General features: G+C 38.5%; 16 protein-coding genes. 15 read left to right on the top strand and 1 reads right to left on the bottom strand.

The window, feature by feature from the left end:
- Window positions 1-66: 66 nt before the first annotated feature.
- From ACFSR3_RS00405 to ACFSR3_RS00440, 8 genes are all read left to right on the top strand, one after another.
- Window positions 67-795: a hypothetical protein gene (locus ACFSR3_RS00405; protein ID WP_379819206.1), complete on the top strand. Its 729-nt coding sequence runs from the start codon at window positions 67-69 to the stop codon at window positions 793-795.
- Complete coding sequence (locus tag ACFSR3_RS00410) at window positions 785-1516, top strand: hypothetical protein (RefSeq protein WP_379819207.1); 732 nt, start codon at window positions 785-787, stop codon at window positions 1514-1516. Before ACFSR3_RS00405 ends, ACFSR3_RS00410 begins: the two co-directional genes overlap by 11 nt.
- 16 nt (window positions 1517-1532) lie before the next feature.
- Window positions 1533-2303, top strand: a complete 771-nt coding sequence (locus ACFSR3_RS00415; protein ID WP_379819208.1) for a hypothetical protein — start codon at window positions 1533-1535, stop codon at window positions 2301-2303.
- 2 nt (window positions 2304-2305) lie between these two features.
- Entirely contained in the window at window positions 2306-3100 is a 795-nt protein-coding gene (locus tag ACFSR3_RS00420) for a hypothetical protein (RefSeq protein WP_379819209.1), read from the top strand.
- A 27-nt stretch (window positions 3101-3127) separates the two neighbouring features.
- On the top strand, window positions 3128-3631 hold the full coding sequence (locus ACFSR3_RS00425; RefSeq protein ID WP_379819210.1) for a DUF6702 family protein: 504 nt from the start codon (window positions 3128-3130) through the stop codon (window positions 3629-3631).
- A 10-nt stretch (window positions 3632-3641) separates the two neighbouring features.
- On the top strand, window positions 3642-5906 hold the full coding sequence (locus ACFSR3_RS00430; protein ID WP_379819211.1) for a M1 family metallopeptidase: 2265 nt from the start codon (window positions 3642-3644) through the stop codon (window positions 5904-5906).
- A 92-nt stretch (window positions 5907-5998) separates the two neighbouring features.
- Entirely contained in the window at window positions 5999-6292 is a 294-nt protein-coding gene (locus ACFSR3_RS00435) for a Sec-independent protein translocase subunit TatA/TatB (protein ID WP_169521695.1), read from the top strand.
- Window position 6293: 1 nt separating this feature from the next.
- Window positions 6294-6905, top strand: a complete 612-nt coding sequence (locus ACFSR3_RS00440; protein ID WP_379819212.1) for a phosphatase PAP2 family protein — start codon at window positions 6294-6296, stop codon at window positions 6903-6905.
- On the opposite strand, the gene ACFSR3_RS00445 is transcribed toward ACFSR3_RS00440, so the two are convergent.
- Window positions 6864-7505, bottom strand: a complete 642-nt coding sequence (locus ACFSR3_RS00445; protein WP_379819213.1) for an O-methyltransferase — start codon at window positions 7503-7505, stop codon at window positions 6864-6866. The two genes, ACFSR3_RS00440 and ACFSR3_RS00445, sit on opposite strands and share 42 nt — an antisense overlap.
- Before the next feature lie 118 nt (window positions 7506-7623).
- Between ACFSR3_RS00445 and ACFSR3_RS00450 the strand changes: the two genes are divergently transcribed.
- From ACFSR3_RS00450 to ACFSR3_RS00480, 7 genes are all read left to right on the top strand, one after another.
- Window positions 7624-9234: a T9SS type A sorting domain-containing protein gene (locus ACFSR3_RS00450; RefSeq protein WP_379819214.1), complete on the top strand. Its 1611-nt coding sequence runs from the start codon at window positions 7624-7626 to the stop codon at window positions 9232-9234.
- Window positions 9235-9304: 70 nt separating this feature from the next.
- Complete coding sequence (locus tag ACFSR3_RS00455; protein WP_379819215.1) at window positions 9305-11563, top strand: T9SS type A sorting domain-containing protein; 2259 nt, start codon at window positions 9305-9307, stop codon at window positions 11561-11563.
- Window positions 11564-11677: 114 nt separating this feature from the next.
- Entirely contained in the window at window positions 11678-12733 is a 1056-nt protein-coding gene (gene rlmN / locus ACFSR3_RS00460; RefSeq protein ID WP_379819216.1) for a 23S rRNA (adenine(2503)-C(2))-methyltransferase RlmN, read from the top strand.
- Between the two features lie 136 nt (window positions 12734-12869).
- The gene (locus tag ACFSR3_RS00465; protein ID WP_379819217.1) at window positions 12870-13847 is read left to right on the top strand and encodes a polyprenyl synthetase family protein; all 978 of its coding nucleotides are present in this window, start codon (window positions 12870-12872) and stop codon (window positions 13845-13847) included.
- A gap of 197 nt (window positions 13848-14044) precedes the next feature.
- A complete protein-coding gene (locus ACFSR3_RS00470; protein ID WP_379819218.1) occupies window positions 14045-14605 on the top strand; it encodes an RNA polymerase sigma factor in 561 nt (186 codons plus the stop codon).
- Complete coding sequence (locus tag ACFSR3_RS00475) at window positions 14592-15263, top strand: hypothetical protein (RefSeq protein WP_379819219.1); 672 nt, start codon at window positions 14592-14594, stop codon at window positions 15261-15263. The genes ACFSR3_RS00470 and ACFSR3_RS00475 overlap by 14 nt, the downstream gene beginning before the upstream one ends.
- Before the next feature lie 34 nt (window positions 15264-15297).
- Window positions 15298-16365, top strand: a complete 1068-nt coding sequence (locus ACFSR3_RS00480; protein ID WP_379819220.1) for a hypothetical protein — start codon at window positions 15298-15300, stop codon at window positions 16363-16365.
- The last annotated feature ends 247 nt before the right edge of the window (window positions 16366-16612 follow it).

Here is a 16612-nt window from a genome sequence, read left to right on the forward strand (position 1 = left end):
AAAGTTTTGATACACGTTGCGGCGTAGCTTTTCTGCTTGATTCATTAATCACCTAAACTCACGTACTTGAAAAATTTATTTTTCCTGGTTTCTGTTGCTGCTACATCCTTACTCACAGCACAGGAACGTGTCCCTGTTAACGGAAAAATCAAATCAGATGCTGAAGACCTTGAAGGTATCTATGTTATTAATAAAACTGCAGATAATTCGGTTACCACAACACGGGGTGGTTACTTTACGATTCCTGCCAGAGCAAACGACACCATAATCTTTTCGGCAATAAATATTGTAGCTAAAGAAATTACGCTTGAAGAAGAAGATGTGAAATCTACGCTTCTTATAGTTCCTGTTGAAAAGTATGTACATCATCTCGAAGAGTTAATTATTGTTGATTACAGTTATATCAATGCGGAGTCTTTGGGTTTGGTTCCAAGGGTACAAAAGAAATATACGCCCACAGAAAAAAGATTACTGACGGCAAGTTCATCCAAAATGAATCCTATGGGGTTGGATCCGGTTATAAATGCCCTGACCGGACGCACTAAAATGTTAAAAAAAGCCAATGAGACTGCCGAAAAGGAAAATCTTATGGAGAAGATTAACTATATTTATAGTGAGGAAGAACTTGTAACGAAATTCAATATACCGTTAGAATATGTGAGGGGGTTTGTGTATTACCTTGTCGAAGATGCTAATTTTGCCAGAGCCATAAAAAACAAGAACGATACTATGGCAAGGTTTCTGATGAGTGGATTGTCAGGAAAATACCTTCAACTTATAAAAGATGAAAACTAAACTACTGTATATTTTGTTATTCCTGTCATTTGCTGCATTCTCGCAGGAAAGGCAAAAAATGTTAGGAAGGGTAGTTGTTGGTGATAATGGGGTTGGTGATGTTTTTGTAATCAACAAAACTGCCGGAACTGAAGTTAAAACCGATTATAAAGGATTTTTTGATCTTGTAGCAAAGCCAGGTGACAGGCTGGTGGTATATAGTACTAAAATTGTAGTGCGCGAATTTATGCTTAATGCTGATTCGTTTAAGGTAACGCCTTATGTAATAAGCGTAAACTTCAATTCTTACGAGCTTCAGGAGGTTGTTATAAATAAATACAGTCACATTAATTCGGAAGCTTTAGGGCTGGTGCCTAAAGGGCAGAAACGATATACGGTAGCCGAACGCAGGTTGTATACGGCCAGCGCAATGACTGTAGGCACGGTTATTGGACTTGATCCTATTATAAATGCTATCTCGGGGCGTACTAAAATGTTGAAAAGAGCCTATGAGACCGAAAAGCAGGAGGGGACTATAGATAAAGCGCGGGGGTTATACAGCGATGAAGAATTTACTGCGAATTATAATATTCCAAAAGAGCAGGTTAACGGTTTCCTGTATTACCTGGCAGAAAATGAAGAGTTTGCTGTAGCCATAAAAGGAAATAACAAAGCGTATGTGGATTTTATGCTTGCAGAACTGGCTAAAAAATACCTCAAACTTCAGCAGGAAGATAAATAGCTATAAATAACCAACCATGAAAAATATAATAGCATTTGTTCTGTTTTTTTTGCCGACGCTTTTTTTTGCGCAGGAAAGGCATATAGTGTATGGTAAAGCTATTGCAGATGAAATGACTATTGAATTTCTGGAAGTAAAAAATACCACAACAGGAGTAGCGGGGAAAGTAAATGAACAGTCAAGCTTTACTATCAATGCTAAAGAAGGAGATGTGCTTGAGTTTACAGCGCCGGCTTTTAAAACTCTTCAGTATACACTTACGGCAATTGATGTAAAGGAGGAACTTTTTGTAGTACGGCTTGTGCCGTCTGCAATTTTGCTTGATGATATAGAGCTTAGCGGGCTTACGGGTAATCTTTACATTGACAGCAAAAACACCGATGTGGTATTGCTTAATGAAAAATTCAAAGATGATTTTGATCCTTCTTTGCTGAATCTAGGAAGGGTTGTCGATAACCCATCGATGAATCTGAATTTTATCGCTGTGTATGGGCTGCTTGCCGATGCGTTAAGTTCTTCGGATTCAAAAAATAAAAAAGGCTCTTCAAAAGATAAGTTATACGCTAATGCTAAAGTGGAGCAAAAATCATTTTCAAAAATCCTGCAGGAAAGCTATTCTGAATCATTTTTCACTGAGATTATAAAAGTTCCGCGCGAAAAGCTGGGCTTATTTCTTAATTTTTGCAATGATGGGGCAAAACGATACCTGCTCGATCCTAAAAATGAATCCGAACTTATAGCTTATCTTAAAGAAAGATATTTACGATTTGCCAACTTAACCCAATAATTATGAAAGCCAAGTTTCTGTTTTTTCTTTTTCTGCTGATACCACTAATCGGATTTGCTCAAAAGCAGCCGCGACAAATATTAGCCGGCCGTGTAGTAGCTGATTCGTTGAATGTGGAGAATCTTTCGGTACAGAATATTACTTCGAATATAAAGGCTATTACTGATGGGAATGGCGACTTTACCATTTATGCCCGACCGACTGATACGCTATTGTTTTCAGGGATAGCAGTGCGTGAAGCAAAACTGGTGTTGAAAAAAGAACATTTTACAGGAAGGAGACTTGTTATTGAGCTTAACGTTGATGTTACAGTGCTTGATGAGGTAGTGATTAAGGCTAATGCACTTACCGGAGATCTGGAAAGTGATAGTAAAAACACTAAGACTAAAAACATAACAGGAGGAATGAATTCTACCGGTCTTATAGCCAGTGATCCCACGATAAGACCAATTGCGAATCCTAATACAGCATTGCCAAGCAATGTTTTGGGGAGTCCGCTGACAGGAGTTAATTTCAATGAAGTGTATAAAATGATCTTTAAGAAAAAGAAACGAACTGATAAGGGTGAGATTTATGGCAATAGCAGTGCTAAGAATTTTTCTGAGAATGTAAAAGAACGCTATACACATCATTTTTTTACCAATATGCTTAAAATTCCCAATGATGAAATTGGGCTATTTCTGGCTTATTGTGACAAAGGAAAAGAAACTGCATGGATGCTTGAGCCTAAATATGAGTTTGAACTTACTGACTATCTTGTGAATCAGAGTTCAGAATATTTAAAAAAAGGCAAATAAACCATTAAGTTTATTACATTTGGGGCGATGAGAAAAATTGCCGCAAGTATTGCCCTTTTACTTTCCGTTACAGTTATGATGGCTGTTAGCGCACATAAGTATTATGTGTCGGTATTTCAGTTAAACTATGTTCCTGCAAAAAAGGAAATACAAATGACTTCGCGTATTTTTATCGATGACCTTGAAACGGCTTTCGTAAAAAAATACAAGAAGCACTTTTACATTGGTACATCAACTGAAGTTGCCGGAACCGATGAATACATCAAGAAATACATAACGGAAAAACTGCACATAAAAATAAACGGTAAAGAAAAACAGATAAAATTTTTGGGAAAAGAAACGGAAGATGATATCCTTGTATGCTATTATACACTTCCGGCTGAAAAAGCTATAAAGTCTTTAGCTGTTGATACTACTGTTTTGTTGGATGTGTTTGATGATCAGCAAAATATAATTCATGTTACGGTAGGTGGTAACAAAAAAAGTCTTTTGCTGACTAATGGTACAACCGGAGGGGTGCTCGGGTTCTAAAATCTGGATTATGAAGAAACTACTATATACATTGTCGTTGTTGTCGGCAATACAAATTACAGCTCAGGAAAAAAATGTCCAAAAGCGTGAGCCGGGGCATAAGGACAGTAATAAGTTCAGTCAGATGTATGATCTTCTGGCAACGCCAAATATGTTCCGTACTGCATCGGGAGCTCCGGGACCTGCGTATTATCAGCAGCAGGCCGACTATAAAATGGATATAGAGCTTGATGATAAGAATACTAAGATTTTAGGTAAAGAAACAATTACCTATCATAATAACTCGCCTGAAACACTGGATTATCTTTGGGTACAGCTCGATCAGAACCAACAGGCAAAAGATTCGAAATCGAAACTCGTAGAGAGCCAGAAAATGGATCAGGCCTACAAACCTGATGCTTTTTCGCGTCGTTATTTTGAAGAAGGCTTCCCCGGAGGATTTAATATTGAGTATGTTCAGGATGCCAATGGCAAGCCTTTGAATTATACCATTAACCAAACGATGATGCGTATCGACCTGCCAACACCACTGAAACCGGGAGCGAAAGTATCATTTTCTATCAAATGGTGGTATACGGTAAATAATTACCGTGTTTATGGTTTCCGTTCAGGCTATGAACATTTTGATAAAGACAACAACAACCTGTATGTAATAGCGCAGTTCTATCCTAGAATGGCGGTTTATAATGATGTGGAAGGTTGGCAGAATATGCAGTTTTGGGGAGCGGGAGAGTTTGCATTGCCGTTTGGTAATTTTGAAGTGAATATTACTGTTCCTGCCGATCATATTATGGATGGTACGGGTGAGCTTCAAAACAGGGCAGAAGTGCTGACACCTGAACAATTGAAGCGTTATGAACTTGCAACGAGAACTTATGATAAGCCTGTAGTTATTGTAACACAGGAAGAGGCCGAAAAAGCGGAGAAAGGTTTCTCGTCGCAAAAGAAAACCTGGAAATTTAAAGCTACTAATGTCAGGGATTTTGCTTTCTCAACATCAAGGAAGTTTATTTATGATGCAATGGCGGTAAAGCTGTCGGAGAAAACCGTAATGGCAATTTCGCTTTACCCTAAAGAAGCTAATCCGCTATGGGGAGACACCTCTACTAAAGTGGTGGCACATACTTTAAAAACATATTCTAAATATACTTTTGATTACCCTTATCCTAAGGCGATATCAGTATCTGCTGAAGATCAGGGGATGGAGTATCCAATGATATGCTGGAACTACGGAAGACCTGATGAAAAAGGTTTTGTGAGTGAAAGGATCAAATGGGGTAATATGAGTGTTATTATTCATGAGGTAGGGCATAATTTCTTCCCGATGATCGTGAATTCTGACGAAAGGCAGTGGACCTGGATGGACGAAGGGCTTAATACTTTCCTGCAGTATCTTACAGAGCAGGAGTATGATGCTAACTATCCGTCATCGCGTGGGCCTGCTGCCAAAATAGTGCCCTATATGAGTGGTGATCAGAAATTCCTGGAGCCTATAATGACAAACTCTGAAGCTATACATCAGTTTGGCTCTAATGCTTATGCAAAACCGGCAACCGGACTAAATATGCTTCGTGAGGTGGTTATGGGCAAAGAACTATTTGATCATGCTTTTAAAACGTATGCTAACCGCTGGAAGTTTAAGCACCCAACGCCGGAAGATTTTTTCAGGACTATGGAAGATGCTTCGGCTGTTGATCTTGACTGGTTTTGGAGAGGCTGGTTCTATACTACAGATTATGTAGATATGGGAATACAGGAAGTAAAACAATATTATGTTACCGAAAAACAGCCTGAAAGCCTAAAGGATGTTAACATTAAAAAAGGAAGATTCGATAGGGAAAAAGGTCCTTTTGTTTATATGGTCGCCGATGAGTCTGAGCTAAAGAACAGGGATAAAAAAGCCCTTGATGTGCAAGATGTAAGGCTTCTTGAAGATTATATGGGGTCTAAGTTTTCGCCGGAAGAAAGAACAAGGCTAAAAGCTCCGAAATATTTTTATGAAGTGACTTTTAATAAGCCGGGCGATATGCTTATGCCTATAATCGTTGAGCTTGCTTTTGAAGATGGTACTACAGAAAGTCATACCTTCCCGGTTCAGATATGGAGAAAGAACAACGAAACGGCTTCACGTGTTTTTGCGACTGAGAAGAAAGTTACTAAAATTATGCTTGATCCTAAATTGCTTACTGCCGATGTTGATACTTCAAATAATAGCTGGCCAAAGCAGGAATCTGGCTCAAAATTCGATCAGTTGGAGAAAAAGGGAAGCAAATAAGTTAAATTAGGTTTAGTAATTGTAAAATCGCAAACCCTAAGCCAATTAAAAACGTAATTTATAATACCTTTGTATATTAAATTTTTGAAGCTATGTTTGGAATAGGAGGAGGAGAGATTTTCTTCATCATAATAGTGGTGCTTATGTTGTTTGGGTCTGACAAGATTCCGGAAATTGCGCGCGGCCTTGGTAAAGGTATGCAGCAACTTAAGAATGCCTCTAACGAGATAAAAAGCGAGATTCATAAAAGTGCCGACCTTGATGGTATCAAACGATCATTTGAGGATATGGGCAATGATAATATAACTAAAAATATTACCGGCGAGATTGACAAGGTGAAAGAGGATATTGAAGACATGTCGGGACCAATAAAACGCATCAGATAATATGCTTGATAAGCTGGTAAACCTCGACAGGGATGTATTTGTATACCTGAATTCCTTTGGTTCTGAATTTTTTGACCCTTTTTGGGAATTCATAACAAAACAGCAAAACTGGATTCCGGTTTTTGCCATTATTGCTTATCTTACTTTTAAAAGACTCGGATGGCGTCACGCGCTGTTAGTAGTAGGAATGATAGCTGTACTTATCGCCTTTACAGATCAGACTACGAACCTTTTTAAAAACGGTTTCCAAAGGTTAAGACCTGGTAATAATCCTGAAATTGCGGGTATTATCAGGGCTGTTCAGCACCGTAGGTCTTTCAGTTTCATTTCCGGACATGCTGCCAATTCTATGGCTGCTGCTTTTTTTCTGTATAAAGTTTTGAGGCCGTATCTCAAATATATGGTCTTCTTCTTTTTATGGCCACTTATATTTGCCTACAGCCGTATTTATCTTGGGTTGCATTATCCGGGCGATATTCTGGTAGGTTATGCGTGGGGTATCTTTACCGCCTGGCTTGTATTGAAATTATATGTTTATTTAAGGGATAAATATTTTCCTCAAAAAGAAAATTTAGATAACCCTACTAACAGTGAGCCCATCACGAATGGGTAATAATACTGTTTCGACTCTCGGGTCTTCCTTAAGCAACTGATTGTATTCTAAAAGTATTTTTGTGCTTTTATCGTTTGCTTTTACAGGTTCAAGTACTTTTCCGCTCCACAATACATTGTCGGATAATATGATGCCACCTTTGTTCATCATAGGTACAATCATATTAAAATAATTGATGTAATTCTCTTTATCGGCATCGATAAAAACAAGGTCAAATTTCTTGTTTAGTGATGGTATCATATCAAGTGCATTGCCCAGGTGCTGTGTTATTTGGTCTTTCCACGAAGAAAGATCAAAATACTTTGTTTGAAAATCATATAATTCCTCATTATTGTCCATGGTATCAAGCGTTCCGTTTTCCTGTAAACCTTCGGCCAGGCAAAGCGTAGCATACCCTGTGTAAGTTCCAATTTCAAGTATATGCTTAGGATTTACAAGTTTAGATATCATACTTAATACCCTTCCCTGAAAATGTCCGCTCAGCATTCGTGGCTGAAGTATTTTCTGGTGGGTTTCCCTGTTCAGGGCAGCCAGTAAAGCAGGTTCGTTTTCGCTGTGAAAAGCAGCATAATCCTCAAGTTCTTCCGATATGAAATGCATAAAATGATTTTTAGCAAAGGTAATAAATGACGGGGTATGGATAAATTATATCAGAAAGTTTTGCAAACGGAACAATTTAACATTTAAACGGTTATTTTTACTGGGCTAAATGCTAATTATGAAAGGTATATCTACATTTTTATTGATTTTTGTTTTTGTCGCCGGATACAGTCAGGTTACTAATGAAGGTAAACCCTTTAGCTGGGGATTTACACAAAAGAGCAGGATAGATAAAATCATCATGCCTGTTTTTGATATTGCTAAACTCCGGGAAGAAGATAAAATTAATGATGCCGATAAAAAAAAGGCATGGCGCTATGGCTATGAATTTTTAGTAGACAATAATATTAATAATAGTGGGAAGTGGACTGTGTTGCCAAATGGGGACAGGGTTTGGCGAATTCGTTATTACTCCAAAGGGGCTAAAACCCTGAATTTTCTTTTTAGTGATTATTATATGCCTGAAGGGGCAAAAGTATACCTGTACAATGATGAAAGAACAGATTTGCTTGGGGCTTATGATGCAGCGCAGAATAATGAACGAAGAGAATTAGGTACCTGGCTGGTAAGCGGTGATGATATCTGGATAGAATATTATGAACCGGCTGCTGTAAAAGGACTGGGTAAATTGGAAATCTTTAAAATTGTTCATGGTTACAGATCTGTTGCAACTATGAAAAAATCGCCGGATGATGATCTCAATGCATCAGGTGACTGCAATTATGATGTAGATTGTGATATGGGTAATATCAACAGTTATAAAGACATCAATAAAAAAGCGGTAGGCCTGATTATAGTAAACAACTCAAGTTTTTGTACAGGTACGCTTATCAATACTACGTCAAGTGACGGTACGCCTTATTTGCTTACGGCGAATCATTGCGCTGAAGGGAAAAATGTATCTAACTGGGCATTTCGTTTTAACTGGATAAGTCCAAATCCGGTATGCGCAGAAAACACCAATAGTACTACCAACGCTCCCAATTATTATCAGACTGTTAGTGGTGCTGAGTTAAAGGCTAAGAGTGCCGCCAGCGATTTTTGTCTGCTAAAACTTACTTCTCAACTTCCGGAGGCATGGGATTTGGTATGGGCTGGGTGGAGCAGGAGTACAACCCCGCCATCATCTGCTTTTGGTATCCATCATCCTTCCGGAGATATTATGAAAGCCAGCAAGGATAATAATGCTCCATCAATAAATAATAGCGATGGGCTTTTTATGTGGGTGGTTAATGACTGGGAAATGGGTGTTACTGAATCAGGATCTTCCGGGTCGGCTTTATTTGACAATAACGGAAGGATAATTGGTCAGTTGTATGGAGGAGAGTCAGGTTGCAATGGTACTTCAGATAATGGAGGTTATGATATTTATGGTCGATTTGATATTTCATGGAATGGGGGAGGTACTTCTGCTACAAGGCTTAAAGACTGGCTGGATCCGGAAAATACCAACGCCCTGACCATAAATTACCGTTCTTCAACAGATGCGCCTCAAAAGGATATTAAATTTTCTGTATATCCTAATCCGTCTTCAGGGATTGTTACTATTGATTCTCCTAAAGTATGCGACTTTGCTCTTTTCAATATGGTAGGTCAGTTAATAGCGCATGGTCAGTTAGTGCCGGGTAATAACAACATTGATATTTCAGGATTGGCAGAAGGAGTTTACCCTTTGGTAATAACCGAAAGTTCGGGACATACTATAGAATTCAAAGTTGCAAAGTATTAATAACTCAAATAATCATTTTTGTTATATTTGTAACAATTAAATATTCTGTTTACAACCTTAAATACAGCGAATGAAGAGAAAAATTACGTTTATGTTGCTTATGCTTGTTGGCATAGCTTCAGCACAGGTAACGAATGAAGGAAAGCCCTTCAGTTGGAAAAATAAAGGTTTCGAGCCTGTCGAAGCCTATAGAATGCCGGATTTTGATCTTGCAAAACTTCAGGCTCAGGACGAAATAACGGATAAAGATAAAGGAAAGCCATGGCGCTATGGTTTTGAGTTTATTGTTGACCATAATTTACAAAACAGCGGTAACTGGAGCACTCTGGCTAATGGTGACCGGGTTTGGAGAATACGCTACTCTTCAGCAGGTGCCCAGACACTGAATTTTCTTTTTAGTGACTTTTACATGCCGAAGGGAGCAAAAGTATATCTGTATAATAATGACAGGACTGATTTGCTTGGTGCTTATGATGAGCAGCAGAACAATGAAAAGCGTGAGCTTGGAACCTGGCTGGTAAAAGGAGATGATATCTGGATTGAATATTATGAACCGGCTGCCGTAGCCGGTCAGGGTAAACTGGAGGTGTTTAAAGTAGTTCATGGTTACAGGTCACTAAGTGCATTTCAGAAAGATCCAAGCGATGGACTTAATACATCAGGCAATTGTAACTATGATGTGAATTGCTTTATGGATGATATTGACGGACTTAAAGATATCAACAAAAAGTCTGTAGCACTTATTATTGTAGCCAATTCTGCATTTTGTACAGGTGCACTTATAAATAATACCAGCAATGATGGTACTCCTTATTTTTTAACGGCTAATCATTGTGCTGACGAGACTATAAATCAATGGTCATTTCGTTTTAACTGGATTAGCCCTAATCCTGTTTGTGCAGGTAGTGCTGTAAGTACTGATAATGCTCCAAATTATTATCAGACAGTTAGTGGCGCTCAGTTAAAGGCAAAACGTGCCCAGAGTGATTTCTGCTTGTTACAGATTACCTCTACTTTGCCGACAGAATGGGATCTGGTTTGGGCAGGTTGGGACAGAAGTGAAACGCCTGCGCAATCAACTTTTGGAATTCACCACCCTGCGGGAGATATTATGAAAGCCTGTAGGGATTTTGACGCGCCAATATTAAATAATGATGGAGGTGAATTTATGTGGGAAGTTGCTGATTGGGATCTGGGAGTAACTCAGGGTGGTTCTTCGGGATCACCATTATTCAATCAGGACGGAAGAATAGTTGGTCAGTTATATGGAGGAACTTCAGGCTGTAATGGAGATACAGATAATGGAGGAGACGATGTTTACGGAAGGCTTGGCAAATCGTGGGATGCAGGGACAACTTCTTCAACAAGGCTTAAAGACTGGCTTGACCCAACAAATACTGGTGCAATGACAGTTAATTATTATCCTGAACAACCGGTATATGTTGTTAATGCAAGAGTTTCTGTCTCTGAGCTGGGTCTGACAGGTTGTGATAATGATGTTCATCCTGTAATACGTCTGGTGAATAAAGGAACGCAAAATCTTACCTCTGCACAAATTACTTATACGTTTAATAATGTTCCGGCAGTTATAAACTGGACAGGGGACCTTGTTGTGAATACAGCAATTGATATTGAGTTACCTGTGCTAGAGGGAACCTCAGGTGAGAATACACTATCTGTTGAAGTTACTATGCCTAACGGACAGAACGACGAAGATATATCGGATAATTTGGTGGTTAACAGTTTTATTGTGACCGTTATGCCAATAACAAATGTTGAGTTTTATCTTCAGACGGATTATTTTGCTGAAGAAACATCATGGGAACTTAAAAATGAAGCAGGTGTTGTTTTGTATGAAGGTGATAACTATAGCGAGTTTGAATCTTTCTCGCAAACTTTTACGCTGACCACTGCCGGTTGCTACACATTTACCATTTATGATAGTGAGGGTGATGGTATGTGTTGCGATTACGGACCCGGTTTTTACAGGTTAGAGACACCTGAAGGGACACTGATTCATTTAGGGGGTGCATTTGGTAGTTCGGAGACTGTAAATTTCAGGCTTACTGACGTTCTTGCAGCAGACGATTTTGCTTTTAAAGCTTCTGTGAAAATATATCCGAATCCGTCTTCAGGTATTTTTAATGTTGTATCGGAGAATAATCTTGAATATACATTAACCAATATGCTGGGACAGACAATTAAGAAAGGAAGCCTTAATCAGACAGGCAATGTAGATATCAGCTCAAATACGGCTGGTGTTTATATGCTTAATGTGAGAGAAACGGCTACCGGAAAAACAGCTAACTATAAGCTGATAAAGCAATAAAGCGAATAATAAATATATTCAACTCCGGATGCAGGATTTTTTGTATCCGGAGTTTGTATTTTATGTGTAATCCTGATAAACGGATATTTGCTAAATAGTTAGTACCTTTGCGGCATGCAAACGGAGAAGAAAGATATCAGGGCGCTTACAAAAGAGCAATTGCGCGATTTTTTTGTAGCTAATGGCGATAAGGCATTTAGGGGTAACCAGGTGTATGAGTGGCTGTGGAGCAAAAATGCCCATAGCTTTGATGATATGACCAATGTTGCCAAAGGCACCAGGCAGATGCTGGAAGATAATTTTGTTATCAACCACATTCATGTTGACCAGATGCAGCAAAGCAGTGACGGTACTGTAAAGAATGCTGTACGGCTGCATGATGGCCTTGTCGTTGAGTCGGTTCTTATCCCTACAGAAACACGTACTACTGCCTGTGTGTCGAGTCAGGTAGGGTGCAGTCTTGATTGCAATTTTTGTGCTACAGCTAGGCTAAAGCGTATGCGAAACCTGAATCCTGACGAAATTTTTGATCAGGTTGCTGCTATTGATGCCGAAAGCCGTTTTTACCATAACAGGCCGCTTTCTAATATTGTATTCATGGGTATGGGAGAGCCGCTTATGAACTATAATAATGTTATCAAGGCTATTGATAAGATTACTTCTCCTGAAGGTTTGGGTATGTCACCTAAGCGTATTACCGTTTCTACTTCGGGACTGCCTAAGATGATAAAAAAGCTGGCTGATGATGATGTTCGTTTTAAGCTGGCTGTTTCGTTACACTCTGCTATCGATGAGGTTCGCTCCAGAATTATGCCTTTCAGCGAAAACTTTCCACTGGCAGACTTGCGTGAATCACTGGAGTACTGGTACAAAAAGACCAAAAGCCGTGTTACCTATGAATATGTGGTATGGAAAGGAATTAATGACAGAAAAGTAGATATTGATGCACTTGTAAAATTCTGTAAGTATGTTCCGTGTAAAGTGAATCTTATTGAATACAATCCTATTGATGACGGTGAGTTTCAGCAGGCAGATCCGGAAGTGATAGATGCTTATATAAAGGCTTTAGAACGAAACGATATTGTTGCAAAAGTGCGACGCAGCCGTGGAAAAGATATAGATGCTGCCTGTGGGCAGCTGGCTAATAAAAACGAAGCCGCCGGAGTATAACCGTCGGCTTTCGCTTTTTTAATGTTTGGCTTTATTTTTAACGGTAAAAGGGGTTTGTGTTTTTTAAAGAAATATTAAAATTTTTGAAGCAAAGTAGTGTTTGCTGTTAACTCGCTTTTACGTATTTTTGGAGGGCATGAAAATTACCGAGCAAATTAAGCAGCCCATATCTCAGGAAATGGAACTTTTCGAGAAAAAGTTTCATGAGTCGATGTCTTCTAAAGTGGCGTTGCTAAACAGAATCACCTATTATATAGTAAATCGTAAAGGGAAGCAGATGCGCCCTATGTTTGTGTTCCTTACTGCTAAAATGGTAAGCGGCGGTACTGTAAACGAACGCACCTACAGGGGAGCATCAGTAATTGAGCTTATCCATACCGCTACCCTGGTGCATGATGATGTCGTGGATGACAGCAACAGGCGCAGGGGATTCTTTTCTATTAATGCATTATGGAAGAACAAAATTGCGGTATTAGTTGGAGACTATCTGCTTTCAAAGGGATTGCTGCTTTCTATCGATAATGGCGATTTTGATTTGCTAAGGATAATATCGGTAGCCGTGCGTGAAATGAGTGAGGGAGAGCTACTTCAGATTGAGAAAGCCCGTAGGCTTGATATTACTGAAGATGTATATTATGAGATCATACGTCAAAAAACGGCCACACTAATTGCAGCATGTTGTTCTTTGGGAGCCTGTTCGGTAGATCCGGAAGGGGTACATACCGAAAGGATGCGAAAATTCGGAGAGCTTATAGGTATGGCTTTCCAGATTAAAGATGACCTGTTTGATTATACCGAAGATTCGATAGGTAAACCTACAGGTATAGATATTAAAGAACAAAAAATGACACTTCCGCTTATCTATGCGCTTAATAATTGCACCAAAGAAGAAAAGCGATGGGTAATAAACTCGGTTAAGAACCATAACAAAGACAAAAAACGTGTTAAGGAGGTTATTGACTTTGTTAAGAACAAACAAGGACTGCCTTATGCTGAAAAGCGTATGGCAGAGTTTAGGGAAGAGGCTCTTTTATTATTAGCAGACTATCCGGCATCCATATATAAAGATGCATTAGTGCTGATGGTAAATTATGTTATAGAAAGAAAAATATAATTTTAAGTTCAATATTTAAGTAAAGCCACTCATTGAGTGGCTTTTATGTTTTTATTTTGAGTGGTCAGAAAAAAATATTTATAAAAAATGAATTATTTTTATCTATTGATGCAACCATTTTAAAAGACATCTCGTCTATGCTAATAGAAGTCGGTTAATAATTGAAAAATGACCGCTAAACCAAACAACCAATCGTTTTGAAAGTAATTGCCCTACATCAGGAAGAGAAAGATACCATTGCACAGGCGGCGGAGAATAATCGTCACGCACAGCAAAAGATCTACTCTAAACACGCTCCGAAGATGCTGAGCATTTGCAGGCAGTATGTAAAAGATGTACACCAGGCAGAAGATATAATGATAACGGCCTTTATGAAAGTCTTTACCAATATAAAAAACTTTGAGAATAAAGGAAGTTTTGAAGGCTGGATAAGGAGGATAATGGTAAATGAATGTATTTCTTACCTGAGGGTGCAGAAAAAAGTAAAGTTCCTTGAAGATGAGTTTTATGTAGAAGATACTTTTAATAATATAGAAAGTCATTTTTCGGTAGAAGATATACAATCGCTCATTGATGGTTTGCCGGACGGCTACCGGATGGTGTTTAACCTTTATGCGATTGAGGGGTTTAAGCACCAGGAAATAGCAAAGATGCTCGGGATAAACGAAGGTACATCGAAATCGCAGTTGTCGCATGCAAGGAAGATGCTGAAGGATCAGATTAACAAATTAAAGAATTACGAAAATGGAACCGAATAAAATGGAAAAGGATTTTAGGGAGAAGCTGGAGCAAAGGACTATCCAGCCCTCTGACATGGCTTGGGACAGGCTTGATGCGATGCTTTCGGTTGCTGAAAATAAAAAACCGAAAAAAAACAGAAGCTGGATGTATATCGCTGCAGCTTTTTTAGTATTCCTTCTGGTTGGGGTACTGTTCTTAAACCAGGAAAAGGGAAATTCAGGAATTGACACCAATAATAGTATAGTGGTAAATGATAATGAGGTTCAAAACGAGTCTGATTCGGTAGAGAATGAGGTGGTTATTGCTCCTGTAAGAACAGAGGAAGCCGTTGCTTACCAGTCGCCTCGTAAACAAAGTGAAAAGGTTAATGCGGAGGCAGCAAAAACTGTAATCAAAACAGAAAAAGCTACACAAATTTTACCACAGGAGGTAATTGTTTCAAATGAGAAACAAGAGTCGCCGATAATAGTACGTGAAAACACTGATAAAATACTTGCTGATGCAACATCTGCTGAAACAGCTAAAAAGAAATCAACTGTAAAAGTAGATCCAAATTCACTGCTGTCGGCTGTTGAAGAAGAACTTGACGATAGTTTTAAAGACAGGGTACTTATAGGAGCAGCTAAAAATTTTAAAGCAGTGCGCTCGGCAGTTGCAAACAGGAATTACGAATAAAATCACCAATAACAAATAATTAAAAATCATCAACATGAAAACAATAACTTTTTATGTGGCAGGATTGCTGTGTCTTCTTGCTACCAAAGTTTTAGGGCAGGAAACTAAGCCTGCAACTTTTGAAGAAAGAGCTAAAGAGATCTCTAAAAACATTGAGACTATTACCAAACAGCAAAAGGATTCGCTTAAAATTGAGGTAGAATCGGTAAATGTTAAGCTTGATAATAAAGAGATAACAGCAGAGCAGGCTGAAGCACAAAAGCAGCAATATGCTGAAAAACGTGCTACAAATATCGAAACTAAAGTAGCAGTAGAGCAAGCTAAACTAGATCAGTTGGTAAAAGATAAAGTAGATGGCAAAGTGGCATACAATGATAGAAAAAAGCACAAGATAGCTTTTATTACTTATGAAAGAGGCGATGATGACGAAGATTCTACTAAGGTTTCTGTACAACGTTATGATTATAAAAGGACTACTTCGCAGTTTGTGTTTGCTTTAGGGATAAACCGCCTGATGACTGACGGAAAAGTGGATACCGCGAATTTTGAGGACAGATCTGATTTCTATGAGTGGGGTGTGGCATGGAACACAAGAATATTCGACAACAATAATCTGCTACATTTTAAATACGGACTTTCACTTCAGTATAACAATCTAAGGCCAAAGGATGATAAAATATTCGTGACAGATGGAGATAAGACATTATTAGTAGATTCAGGAAGGAATCTTGATAAGGTACGTCTTCGTTATGTTAACCTTGTTGTGCCGATGCATTTGGAATTTGATTTTACTCCAAAAAAAGTGAATGGAGATAAGGTATATTATCCGATTCAAAAAGGCTTCAGGCTAGGTGTTGGAGGATATGCAGGTGTAAATGTAAAAGAGAAGCAGATTCTTAAATACAAGAATGATAATGGTAACAGGGTTAGGGATAAAACCAAAGGCGATTTTAATGTAAATGATTTTGCATACGGTTTAAGTGCTTATGTAGGTTATAGAGATATAAGTGTGTATGCAAAATATGACCTTCAGCCGGTATTTAATAACAACGATATTGATCAGAACAACTTTTCTTTAGGATTGCGTTTTGACTTCAATTAAACATAAGGGTTAGTTTTGTACTTTGAAAGGAGGGTGTCGGCGTAAACGACACCCTTTTTTGTATTGTACATGTCACCATTTGGTGAAAAAATGCAATTCTTAACATTGAAAAGAGTAAAATACCCATTGTTGGGTATTTTTTGAAAGGTACTTTGGGCGTATTTTTGAAAAAGTTTTTAGGATTACTGTGAAAGGTTATAAAAGTGTAAGGAACTGTCCAATTCTTAATGCTTTAACAGGATCAGTG

The sequence above is a fragment of the Flavobacterium suzhouense genome, assembly GCF_042684765.1.
In the GTDB taxonomy this organism is placed as follows: Bacteria; Bacteroidota; Bacteroidia; order Flavobacteriales; family Flavobacteriaceae; genus Flavobacterium; species Flavobacterium suzhouense.

Coding starts and splice junctions, on each gene's coding strand:
- ACFSR3_RS00455 (WP_379819215.1), top strand. CDS start 9,305: ATGAAGAGAAAAATTACGTTTATGTTGCTTATGCTTGTTGGCATAGCT.
- ACFSR3_RS00465 (WP_379819217.1), top strand. CDS start 12,870: ATGAAAATTACCGAGCAAATTAAGCAGCCCATATCTCAGGAAATGGAA.
- ACFSR3_RS00440 (WP_379819212.1), top strand. CDS start 6,294: ATGCTTGATAAGCTGGTAAACCTCGACAGGGATGTATTTGTATACCTG.
- ACFSR3_RS00410 (WP_379819207.1), top strand. CDS start 785: ATGAAAACTAAACTACTGTATATTTTGTTATTCCTGTCATTTGCTGCA.
- ACFSR3_RS00425 (WP_379819210.1), top strand. CDS start 3,128: ATGAGAAAAATTGCCGCAAGTATTGCCCTTTTACTTTCCGTTACAGTT.
- ACFSR3_RS00415 (WP_379819208.1), top strand. CDS start 1,533: ATGAAAAATATAATAGCATTTGTTCTGTTTTTTTTGCCGACGCTTTTT.
- ACFSR3_RS00475 (WP_379819219.1), top strand. CDS start 14,592: ATGGAACCGAATAAAATGGAAAAGGATTTTAGGGAGAAGCTGGAGCAA.
- ACFSR3_RS00480 (WP_379819220.1), top strand. CDS start 15,298: ATGAAAACAATAACTTTTTATGTGGCAGGATTGCTGTGTCTTCTTGCT.
- ACFSR3_RS00445 (WP_379819213.1), bottom strand. CDS start 7,505: ATGCATTTCATATCGGAAGAACTTGAGGATTATGCTGCTTTTCACAGC.
- ACFSR3_RS00435 (WP_169521695.1), top strand. CDS start 5,999: ATGTTTGGAATAGGAGGAGGAGAGATTTTCTTCATCATAATAGTGGTG.
- ACFSR3_RS00430 (WP_379819211.1), top strand. CDS start 3,642: ATGAAGAAACTACTATATACATTGTCGTTGTTGTCGGCAATACAAATT.
- rlmN (WP_379819216.1), top strand. CDS start 11,678: ATGCAAACGGAGAAGAAAGATATCAGGGCGCTTACAAAAGAGCAATTG.
- ACFSR3_RS00420 (WP_379819209.1), top strand. CDS start 2,306: ATGAAAGCCAAGTTTCTGTTTTTTCTTTTTCTGCTGATACCACTAATC.
- ACFSR3_RS00450 (WP_379819214.1), top strand. CDS start 7,624: ATGAAAGGTATATCTACATTTTTATTGATTTTTGTTTTTGTCGCCGGA.